A 10,477-nucleotide genomic window follows, 5' to 3' on the forward strand; every position below is an offset into this window, starting at 1 on the left:
ACAAAGATTTGCTATAATTACAAGTGTTATTTTTAGTGGATCTATTTATTTCCAATATGCAAGATTTAGCTCAGTTAGAACCGCTCGCACGCGACTTACCACAAACTAAACGTGGTCATGAACGATGTGTCGCACTTTTAGAAAGTGGTGCTGAACTATTTCTACGACATGGATATGATGCCGTTTCACTTGATGATATTGTCAATCATGCAGGTGGCTCAAAAGCATCCATTTATAAATATTTTGGCAATAAAGAAGGCTTGTTTAAGTCAATTTGTGATTATCGGCGCGATCAATTTTTTAAAGATATTTGCGTCCCATTTAATCCTGAGCTGTCTAGCTTTCGCAATTATTTAGTTCAAACCTTTTTAAATTTTCAGCATCATTTGAACCAACCCGATAAAGCCGCATTTATGCGTTTAGTCCTTGAGCAAAGTCAGCGCAACCCTGATATTGCACAACATATCCATGAGCACGGCCCAAAACAAATTCAATTGGCGATTGCAACAGCACTGGAAACTGCTCATCAGAAAGGTTTACTGGTCTGTGAGCACCCGCTTTTTTCAGCACAATTTTATTTTGGTATCTTACGTAATTTAGAATGGAAAATTTTAATGGGTCTACCAAATGAAGAAACTGATCAAGAAAACATCAATTACATAAATTACTGTGTAGATCGCTTCTTAGATGGGCATCAAAAGTCCTAGTTTTTTTGCATTTTTGCAGGTTTTTGGTATAGAGTACTTGATTCTCCTTTTTTTCTTTAACCAACCAACAACTAATTGTTGTTTATTTTTTGATTCAGCAATTATTGTGGAGTAATCATGGCTCTGCGTCATTTTCTGACTTTACGCGATTTATCGACTTTAGAACTTAACCAAATTGTGCAACGTGGTATTGAGCTGAAACGCAAACAGCACAACAATGAAGTGTTCCAACCGTTTGTTGGCAAAGTAATGGGCATGATTTTTGAAAAATCAAGCACTCGTACGCGTGTATCGTTTGAAGCTGGTATGAGCCAGTTTGGTGGTAGTGCAATTTTCCTTTCATCACGTGATTCACAATTGGGTCGCGGTGAACCTGTAGAAGATTCAGCACGTGTTATTTCAAGCATGCTCGATATTGTCATGATTCGTACTTTCGGCCATGACATTGTTGAACGTTTTGCTTCTTACTCAAAAGTTCCAGTCATTAATGCTTTAACAGATGACCACCACCCTTGCCAACTTCTTGCCGATGTACAAACCTTTGTTGAACACCGTGGTTCAATCGAAGGTAAAATAGTTGCTTGGATTGGTGACGGCAACAACATGTGTAATTCATATATTGAAGCTGCACACATGTGGGGCTTTAAATTAAAAATTGCTTCACCAAAAGGCTATGAACCTCAAGAGCAATTTTTGTCTGAATTTGCGCACTGCGTAGAGCTTGTAAACTCAGCTGAAGATGCTGCTGTAAATGCAGATCTTATTGTGACTGATGTTTGGGCAAGTATGGGCCAAGAGGAAGAGCAAAAAGTACGTGAAAAAGCATTCGCTGACTATCAAGTGAACGAGCGCTTAATGGATTTAGCTCATCCAGATTGCCTATTCATGCATTGCTTGCCAGCTCACCGTGGCGAGGAAATCTCAGAAAATATGCTTGACAACAAAAATGCTGTAGTTTGGGATGAAGCTGAAAACCGCTTACATGCTCAAAAAGCATTGGTTGAATTCTTAATTAACGAAAACCTTAAAAAAGACTAAGGCTTTTGTAGAATAAAAAGCACCTTCGGGTGCTTTTTTTATGCATGCATGGCTATAATCAAATAATAACTTTTTATAAATTTTAAAAGTGACCTGCTCCATGGTATCAAAACTTGCTCTTTGCCTTACTACTGTTTTAACAGCAACTTTCTGTCAGGTTCATGCTTCCGAATTTGACGAATACCTACAATCGAAGAAAATTATTGACCAAAATTTTAAGATTCAACAACCTAAAGTGTTGGATGAACTTCTTGCTGTATTAAGTGCCGAAGACTCTAAAACACTTCCTCTTGAGATTGACCACAATACAATTATTGAGCAACTTCAACTCAGTGCTGAAAAGACCGAGTTAAAAGGCATGATTATTACACCCGACTTTGCACAATTTGAAGCAGACTTAGGCCGTAAAGAAGTGCAAAAACTGATTATGAAAAATTTAGTGCAGAACTGCTCAATTTTCTTTGAGCATGAATATCAGAAAAAAAATCCTTATTTGGTCGAGTTCGATTTAAGCTCAGAAAAAAACCACTACAAACTTGAATTAAAGCAAAAAGATTGTGGTATTTAAGCATCGCCAAATATCTTATTTGCTATATGGATAGGCTTCTGCAACAATTCCTGAATCTTTCAGAAGCCGACTTCTCCATTGCCAAAATCCAATACAAATACTCTCCTAGCTGGTCAAATCACAGCACTTACAACAGTCATTTAATACATTTAGCAATCTATTTTATAGACACTGACTGCTTGAAATACTCCAATTATAGAAGCATATATCTATTACATAATGAAATGGCTTTGTCTTAGATAAAGCTCCGCTAAACATTCATTCACAATGAACTTAAAAATGCTATCGAATCATGCCTTGTGGTTGCAAAATAATTAAAGCTGCGCCAATAAGCACAATCGCACCGCCAGCCAAATCCCAACGGCTTAAACTAACCTGATCGACATAACGTAGCCACAGCAACGCTGTAAAAATATAAATTCCACCATAAGCAGCATAAATACGCCCAGAAGCTGCTGGATGTAAAGTCAATAGCCATACGAATGCACCCAAAGCTAAAGCAGTTGGGATCCAAAGCCATTGGCTTTTGTTTTGATTCAAAATTAAATAAGGAAAATAACAACCTAATATTTCCATCACAGCAGTGACTAAAAACAAAAAGAATGTCGTTAATATTTTAGCAAATGGCAAATCCAAAACGTTAAGCCCTTCAATTATGTGGATAGTCAAAAAATAACCCGTGAGAACACGGGTTATTTTAAATCAGTTGTGAAATTATGCTGGTTCAGCGGTTTGATCTTCAAATACTTCAAGTTTCAAGCCAATCGCTTTTCCATTTTCTTTCTTCACAGAAACGGCAACGTTACCGCCATGCTCTGCTAACTCACCAAATAAAATCATTTCAGCAAGTGGTTTTTTCAAATGCTCTTGAATCAAACGTTGCATCGGTCGAGCGCCCATCAGGCGATCATAACCATTTTCAGCCATCCATTCACGGGCATCTTGATCCACTTCTAGCATCACTTTCTTATCATCTAACTGTGCTTGTAGTTCAGTTAAGAACTTATCAACCACATTTTCAATGACTGTTGTAGGTAATGCACGGAACTGAATCACACCATCCAAACGGTTACGGAACTCTGGTGAGAATGCTTTTTTCATTGCATCTTGGTTGTCATTACTGTTGTCTTGATCCATAAAGCCAATGCTGACGCGAGAAATACTTTCTGCACCAATATTCGTTGTCAGCACCAGCACTACATTACGGAAATCAGACTTACGTCCATTATTATCCGTTAACGCACCATGATCCATAATTTGAAGCAATAAGTTAAATACATCTGGATGTGCTTTTTCAATTTCATCCAGCAACAATACACAGTGTGGATTTTTATGAATCGCATCCGTCAGTAAACCGCCTTGGTCAAAACCAACATAACCTGGAGGCGCACCAATTAAGCGAGATACGGCGTGACGCTCCATGTATTCAGACATATCAAAACGTACGAGTTCTACACCTAGCAGTTTAGCCAATTGCTTGGTAACTTCCGTTTTACCCACGCCTGTTGGGCCAGCAAAAACAAAACTACCAACGGGTTTGTCTGGTGACTTCAAGCCTGCACGTGACAGTTTAATTGCTGAAGACAAGGCTTCAATCGCTTCATCTTGACCAAAGACCACACGTTTCAAATCACGCTCTAAATGTTCAAGAACTGATTTATCATCCTTAGATACCGTTTTTGGCGGAATACGGGCAATTTTAGACACAATATCTTCGATATTTTCAACCGTAATTGCGGTATCGTCTTGCTCTGCCTTCAATCGGCGCTGTGCACCAGCTTCATCAATTACATCGATGGCTTTATCTGGCAAGAAACGGTCATTAATAAATTTAGCAGATAATTCAACCGCCGAAACCAAAGCTTGATCTTCATACTTCACATGGTGAAATTCTTCAAATTTAGATTTCAAACCGCGTAAAATATCAATCGTTTCTGAAATTGAAGGCTCATTCACATCAATTTTTTGGAAACGACGAGATAGAGCATGATCCTTTTCAAATACCTGACGGTATTCTTGGAAAGTTGTTGAACCGATGCAACGTAAAGTACCATTTGCAAGTGCTGGCTTAATCAAATTAGATGCGTCCATCGTGCTACCCATGCTTGAGCCCGCACCAATGATCATGTGAATTTCATCAATAAATAACACTGCTTCTGGTTTTTTCTTTAGCGCATTTAACAATTGTTTTAAGCGCTTCTCAAAATCACCACGATACTTGGTTCCTGCAACCAATGCACCAATGTCCAAACTAAATACTTCAGCATGCTCAAGTGGCTTAGGCGCTTTACCATTTACAATGAGCCAAGCTAAACCTTCTGCAATAGACGTTTTACCTACGCCGGGATCACCCACCAACAGCGGGTTGTTTTTACGGCGACGACATAGAATTTGAGCTGCGCGTTCAATTTCTTTTTCACGGCCAATTAAAGGGTCAGTTTTGCCCTTTTGCGCTTCTAGATTTAAATTGGTGGTGTAAAGCTCTAATGGGCCAGCATTGGCAGAAGCTGCAGATTCGCCATCCAGCTCTTCTACTTCTTCTTCAGCTTGTACTTCTTCTTTACGTGTTCCATGAGAAAGGTATTGAGTCAGAGTCAAACGATTAATTTGATGGCGTTTAAGTAAATACACCGCAAAAGAATCACGCTCAGAATACATCGCCACCAAAATATCCGCACCTTCTACAGTACGGTCACCACCGCTAGATTGCACATGAAAAATGGCACGTTGCAAAATACGGTCAAAGCTTTCCGTAGGATGCGGTGCTTGATCCTGATTTTCACCCAATTTTGGGGTGTGTTGTTCGACGTATTCTTCTAACTCTTTGCGAAGCACAATAATGTCTGCGCCGCATGCTTTTAATGCATTTACAGCAGAGTCATTATCAAGTAAAGCCAATAATAAATGTTCTACCGTCAAAAACTCATGTCTCTTTTGACGAGCCATGCTGACAGCCAAACGTAATGATACTTCTAATTGACGACTGAGCATGCAACCCCCTTAATCTTTGGACTCAATCTGACAAAGTAATGGATGACCTTGAGACCGAGCGTAATTATTGACTTGGTTCGCTTTAGTCTCCGCGATGTCTCGCGGATAAACACCTGCAACACCTTTTCCTTCATAATGTACAGTTAGCATTACTTGAGTAGCTTGGTCAAGATTCATTGCAAAGTATTGTTGTAAAATTTCAATAACAAAGTCCATTGGGGTGTAATCATCGTTCATTAAAACGACAGCATACATCGGTGGACGTTTAAATTGAGGCGGCGCAGTCATTACCGCAGTATTTGAATCACCTTCTTCATGCGAATCGTCGTTGCTCAAGCGTGGGCTGAGATGCCAATCGACCAATCCAGATTGATGAAAAGAGGCTTTGATACTCGACAGGCTAATTTGACGCTTATTTGTTCGCATAATTTTTTTATTACACACTTTAGTTTACGTTTGCTTCAGTTTGTGGGATCTCGGAAAGGAATGCAGCTTGATTATCTACTGCAGGGCCTTTTGTCCAACTAAAACGACGGGTGACTTGTTTACCTGAACCATTTAAACGTACCTCAATAAAACTTGGGGTAAAGCCTTTAGGCATAGTCCATCGACCCGTTAAACGTTCATTGTTTTCAAAATTGAAGTTTTTGTCTTCCATAGGTACAGTCAGAACTTCTGTACCTTGAATTAAGCGCATTTCCACACTACCTGAAACATTGGCTTTATTTGGACTCACCTGCATTAAATCCAGTTGATATTCAAAAGCATTTTCAGGTAAAGGTTTGATAGCCAAGTGTTGGACTGCCAAGGCAATACCACCGCGTTGGCGTAATACCTCACGATATAACACACCAAGATTTTCTGCTTGCTCTTGTGCATCACGTGATTTAATTACAGATAATCCTAAATCATTTGAATTGCTTACTGCTATATCGCGCTCTTGCACAGCAGTATTGAGTGATTTGTGGAGCACAGCCAATTCAGCTTTTTGCTTTTGCACAACTTCAACCAATTGCTCCGCATCCGCATCATAGCCCACCACCGTCAGGCCTTGACGATGGCCAACGGAATAACCCAATAAACCACTGCTCAGCGCAATGATTGCAGCACCTGCAACCAAAGGCATATTACTTTGCAAAAATGGTTTGTTGTTACTTGAAGTCGGTTCTGACGTGATATTAGAGTCTGTATTCGGCATCGTCGTCTCTTATTTGATTTATTCAAAACACACATTTAAATCGAAATCTAAATGTGTGTGAAGTTTTAATGCGTTTCTTATGGTAATAAACCAATGCCTTGTAACCCTGCATTTTCTGCAAAATTAAACATTAAGTTCATGTTTTGTACTGCTTGACCAGCAGCACCTTTTACTAAGTTATCTTGTACTGCAAGAATTACTAGTTTCTTAGGCTGTGGTTTATACAATGCAATACGTAATTGGTTAGCGCCACGTACTGTACGTGTTTCTGGTGAACTGCCCACTGGCATCACATCTACAAACTGTTCATTTGCATAGAACTGTTCATATAAGTTTTGCAAATCTGCAGTTGCGCCAGCATCCGTTAAATCGATATAAATTGTGCTGAGCATGCCACGAATCATTGGCACCAAATGAGGTACAAATAAAATTTCGTTAAATACACCTTTTTGACCTGAAATATTTTCGAGTGCTTCTACAATTTCAGGGTGATGACGATGACCCGCTACACCGTATGCTTTAAAGTTATCTGCATTTTCAGAATAGATCATGCCAAGACTTGCTTTACGACCTGCACCTGAAACCCCAGATTTTGCATCAATAATAATACTTTCAGGTTTCACTAATCCTTCAGCCTTGAGCACAGGTGCTAAACCCAATTGCACTGTAGTTGGATAGCAACCTGGGTTACCAATCACTGAAGCTTGTTGAATTTTTTCACGATTCAGCTCAGACAGGCCGTAAACAGAATCTTTTAGAATTTCTGGGCAAGCGTGCTCTAAACCATACCATTTTTCAAACTGTTCAAGATCTTGCAAACGGAAGTCAGCAGCCAAATCAATCACTTTGGTATTTGCTGCAACTAATTCAGCAGCATGTTTCATCGCTACACCATGTGGTGTTGCAAAAAATACAACATCACATGCTTTTAATGCATTGATATCAAGGTCTGAATATTTGAGTTCAGTATGGCCACGTAAGCTTGGAAACATGTCATCGACACGGCGACCATTTTCAGTACGTGAAGTTAAAACTTTTACTTCCGCGTTTGGATGACGCAGTAAAATACGGAGTAATTCAACGCCTGTATAACCTGTACCGCCGACAATACCAACTGAAATCACGCTCATTACCTCAAATCTAAACTATCCATTTATAAGGTCGTAGTATGACAGGAAGTTAATATTTTCTGAACAGTTTTGCCGAGCTGTTGGCTGAATTTTATCATTTTACCTGAACTTAAAAAGCCAAGCTAAAGGTGAATTCAATTTTTGACAGCATTGTTAAAACTTAAGTACCCATTCGCCCATTAAATAACGATAGCTATAGTCGACGCCATAATATGAAGCACTGTTACTATAACCCGCATTTAAGCGCACAAATTGGTTTTGATGGATTGGGCTCTGTATGTTCAGTTCAAGCAGTTTTGTTGATTGGCTCGGTGCATCAGCCACTTTTTCTCGGCCATAACCAACGGTCATACCCGTCGTCCAACCACTGAATCGTTTACGCCACCCCAGTGCCAGCATACTTTCTTCATAATCTTTAGGATTAAAATACAAGCCTGCAACATCATCAGCATCACTTCGATACATACGGTATCGCGCCTGCAAAGTTAAGCCATGTTCTAAGGATGGCTGATAGATTAATTTTAAGCGACCATGGTCACGGCGATTATCATCAGAGAAAAGCTGTGTTGCAGCCAAACCAACCACGGTAACATGTGGCCCTATTTGTTGATCAACCGCTCCACCCAAATAAGTAAAATGAATACCTTGCTCTAAAGCTGGTCGTGTTTCGACCCAATCTCGATTGGCAAATACTTCTACTGCGGTACTTTTAGTTAATGGTTGACGATAGCTACCATCAAAGGTGGCTAAGGTATGGTCATTTTGTTCAAACACCCCAGCTTCGAGCGTCCATCCATTTGCAGTCGCTGCTTCTACATTCTTAGCAAGAATTGAAACTTTATAAGCATCACTTTGCCAATCATCAATTTTATAATTATAGGCACTAAAACGTACCCCCAAATAATCATTTGCATTGGTGTATTGAGGAAAAACTTCAGCTGATAATTTTTTCGTTTCAAAACCTTCACTATCATGGCTAATGAAAAACTCAGTACCCGCAGCCCAATCTGAGGGTTGGGTTGCTGAAGACTCACCTGCCTGCACATCGGTTGAAAGTAAGCACAAAAAGCATAATGAGAAACCAAAATTTATATTATTAGATTTCATTTAGTACCCCATTTTTTACGTGTTTTCAAAATTTCGTCCAAGTAGCCTAAAATGCTTGCTGGTTGCAACAAAAAACTATAACCCAAAACATATACAAAGAAACCGGTCAGGTTTTTACGTATTTTAAGATCCATAGCTTTAAACATACGTTTTTCAATACTGTAATTGAGAAAACCCAACAAAAAAGCCATAGGTAAGAGTGCCAAAGTCATTGGACCAACTATCCAAAAATGACCAAAACACGCCAGAATAATTCCAGGAATAAAACCAAAGGTAAACGCAATATCCAACCACGGGAAAAGCACATTCCAATGAATAAAGAAGGTGGATAATCGTGGCTTAATTAAAATACCTGGATGCTTAATAAAAGCCTCCATCATGCCACGTGCCCAACGCTGACGTTGTTTAACAAACACGTTGAGTTCCGTCGGCGCATTGGTAAATACACAGGCATCCTCCGAATGTCCAATACGGTAACCTGCTCTGAGCAATGCCCAAGTAAGTACAATGTCCTCACCTACACACTCAGGCCAGCCACCCACTTCAACCAGTGCATTACGATCATAAATTGAAAATGCGCCTTGAGCCACCAGCGTACCTTGATATAAAGACTGTAAGCGTTTTGTCGCAGCAATTCCCAAAAAATAATCCCACTCTTGCGTTTTTGTCAGTAAATTATGACGTGAATTTCGTACCAAAATTTTACCTGCAACAGCGCGTGTATTCGGCGGATCTGCAACATAGCGCTCCACAATGCATTGCAAAGCAATACGGTGTAAGTAGGAATCTGCATCAACAGTAAGCACCAAATCATGTTTGGCTAATTTCAAACCCTCATTTAAGGCATGAGCCTTACCTGCATTTTGGGTTAAATCCAATAAAGTCAGCCATGAATACTGAGCTTCAGCCCGTTTGACCAGTTGCGCAGTACGATTTTTAGAACCGTCATTAATCACAATGACTTGCAGTCCACCTAGATAATTCTGTCGATCCACACTCTTAAGCGTGTCTAGAATAGAAGATTCTTCATTATATGCAGCAATCAAAATTGTAATATTTGGATAAACATCTAAGATTTTTCGTTTAGGCCTTTTATCCATCAACAAACTTAAAGCAGCAAAGGAATTCATAAATCCAGGAATAATCGCAATACCATAAATAAAGAATATCGCTGCAACTGACCCAATCAATTGGCTCAAATCACGGATCCAATTTTCAGCCATCCATAAAGAAAACCATGTCCACAGACAGGCTCCAATGAAAGCGATCACAAATTTAACGCGAACAGAAATATACAACCGTGTAGCGGGACTGCTACGATCTTGGCTAACCATATATAATTACTTTAAGCGTCTATTATTAACGCTGAGGGAGAGAAAAAAATACGTGATTGAAAATATATAAATTGAATAAATTTAAATACACCCGTACTCAAATTAATCCTAAAAATCACTTTTTTAAAAAAACGTGATTAAAATACACCCAACCTCAATAGCTACACATAATAATATTAATAATTCACAAAACAATACATAAAACGTGATTTGTTTATCATTTTACAAAATAATTTGCTTGTATTTAAAGCAAAAATAGATTTCAAATTAATCAAAATATTAGATCTCTTTCATAAATCAAAAAAAGATCTTTCTTTTGCCGATTATTTGTACCAAAGAATCTTAAATAATCGAGCATAATCTGCGTATGAAATATATCGATTCAAAGAAGCTTTCTGAAACAC

The 10,477-nt window shown here is 39.0% G+C and carries 10 protein-coding genes; 3 read left to right on the forward strand and 7 right to left on the reverse strand.

Features of this window, described 5'->3' with window-relative positions; all coding sequences use genetic code 11:
- Positions 1-56: 56 nt before the first annotated feature.
- From HYG93_RS14420 to HYG93_RS14430, 3 genes are all read left to right on the forward strand, one after another.
- Entirely contained in the window at positions 57-707 is a 651-nt protein-coding gene (locus tag HYG93_RS14420) for a TetR/AcrR family transcriptional regulator (RefSeq protein WP_178962573.1), read from the forward strand.
- 117 nt (positions 708-824) lie between these two features.
- Positions 825-1,745 (forward strand): ornithine carbamoyltransferase, encoded by a 921-nt coding sequence (gene argF, locus HYG93_RS14425; RefSeq protein ID WP_120366015.1) that lies wholly within the window; start codon positions 825-827, stop codon positions 1,743-1,745.
- A 100-nt stretch (positions 1,746-1,845) separates the two neighbouring features.
- The gene (locus tag HYG93_RS14430; protein ID WP_106984939.1) at positions 1,846-2,313 is read left to right on the forward strand and encodes a hypothetical protein; all 468 of its coding nucleotides are present in this window, start codon (positions 1,846-1,848) and stop codon (positions 2,311-2,313) included.
- A gap of 282 nt (positions 2,314-2,595) precedes the next feature.
- Here the strand turns inward: HYG93_RS14430 and HYG93_RS14435 are convergent, their stop codons facing one another.
- The 7 genes from HYG93_RS14435 to HYG93_RS14465 form a co-directional block, all read right to left on the reverse strand.
- Positions 2,596-2,949: a YnfA family protein gene (locus HYG93_RS14435; RefSeq protein ID WP_106984938.1), complete on the reverse strand. Its 354-nt coding sequence runs from the start codon at positions 2,947-2,949 to the stop codon at positions 2,596-2,598.
- A 78-nt stretch (positions 2,950-3,027) separates the two neighbouring features.
- Positions 3,028-5,304 carry an ATP-dependent Clp protease ATP-binding subunit ClpA gene (gene clpA, locus HYG93_RS14440; protein ID WP_106984937.1) on the reverse strand — a complete coding sequence of 759 codons (2,277 nt, stop codon included), beginning with the start codon at positions 5,302-5,304 and terminating at the stop codon, positions 3,028-3,030.
- 9 nt (positions 5,305-5,313) lie between these two features.
- Entirely contained in the window at positions 5,314-5,730 is a 417-nt protein-coding gene (gene clpS, locus HYG93_RS14445; RefSeq protein WP_106984936.1) for an ATP-dependent Clp protease adapter ClpS, read from the reverse strand.
- Between the two features lie 19 nt (positions 5,731-5,749).
- Positions 5,750-6,502, reverse strand: a complete 753-nt coding sequence (locus HYG93_RS14450) for a DUF6776 family protein (RefSeq protein ID WP_106984935.1) — start codon at positions 6,500-6,502, stop codon at positions 5,750-5,752.
- A gap of 77 nt (positions 6,503-6,579) precedes the next feature.
- A complete protein-coding gene (gene argC / locus HYG93_RS14455; protein WP_171406349.1) occupies positions 6,580-7,632 on the reverse strand; it encodes an N-acetyl-gamma-glutamyl-phosphate reductase in 1,053 nt (350 codons plus the stop codon).
- 153 nt (positions 7,633-7,785) lie between these two features.
- The gene (locus HYG93_RS14460; protein WP_106984934.1) at positions 7,786-8,739 is read right to left on the reverse strand and encodes a hypothetical protein; all 954 of its coding nucleotides are present in this window, start codon (positions 8,737-8,739) and stop codon (positions 7,786-7,788) included.
- Positions 8,736-10,073 (reverse strand): glycosyltransferase family 2 protein, encoded by a 1,338-nt coding sequence (locus tag HYG93_RS14465; RefSeq protein WP_227865777.1) that lies wholly within the window; start codon positions 10,071-10,073, stop codon positions 8,736-8,738. The genes HYG93_RS14460 and HYG93_RS14465 overlap by 4 nt, the downstream gene beginning before the upstream one ends.
- Between the last annotated feature and the right edge of the window lie 404 nt (positions 10,074-10,477).

The sequence above is a fragment of the Acinetobacter sp. SwsAc6 genome (assembly GCF_013391565.1).
GTDB lineage: Bacteria > Pseudomonadota > Gammaproteobacteria > Pseudomonadales > Moraxellaceae > Acinetobacter > Acinetobacter cumulans.

What these genes read in the sequence shown, in the direction of transcription:
- HYG93_RS14450 (WP_106984935.1), bottom strand. Translation starts at nt 6,502, where the DNA reads ATGCCGAATACAGACTCTAATATCACGTCAGAACCGACTTCAAGTAAC.
- HYG93_RS14430 (WP_106984939.1), top strand. Translation starts at nt 1,846, where the DNA reads ATGGTATCAAAACTTGCTCTTTGCCTTACTACTGTTTTAACAGCAACT.
- HYG93_RS14465 (WP_227865777.1), bottom strand. Translation starts at nt 10,073, where the DNA reads ATGGTTAGCCAAGATCGTAGCAGTCCCGCTACACGGTTGTATATTTCT.
- clpS (WP_106984936.1), bottom strand. Translation starts at nt 5,730, where the DNA reads ATGCGAACAAATAAGCGTCAAATTAGCCTGTCGAGTATCAAAGCCTCT.
- HYG93_RS14460 (WP_106984934.1), bottom strand. Translation starts at nt 8,739, where the DNA reads ATGAAATCTAATAATATAAATTTTGGTTTCTCATTATGCTTTTTGTGC.
- argC (WP_171406349.1), bottom strand. Translation starts at nt 7,632, where the DNA reads ATGAGCGTGATTTCAGTTGGTATTGTCGGCGGTACAGGTTATACAGGC.
- HYG93_RS14420 (WP_178962573.1), top strand. Translation starts at nt 57, where the DNA reads ATGCAAGATTTAGCTCAGTTAGAACCGCTCGCACGCGACTTACCACAA.
- argF (WP_120366015.1), top strand. Translation starts at nt 825, where the DNA reads ATGGCTCTGCGTCATTTTCTGACTTTACGCGATTTATCGACTTTAGAA.
- clpA (WP_106984937.1), bottom strand. Translation starts at nt 5,304, where the DNA reads ATGCTCAGTCGTCAATTAGAAGTATCATTACGTTTGGCTGTCAGCATG.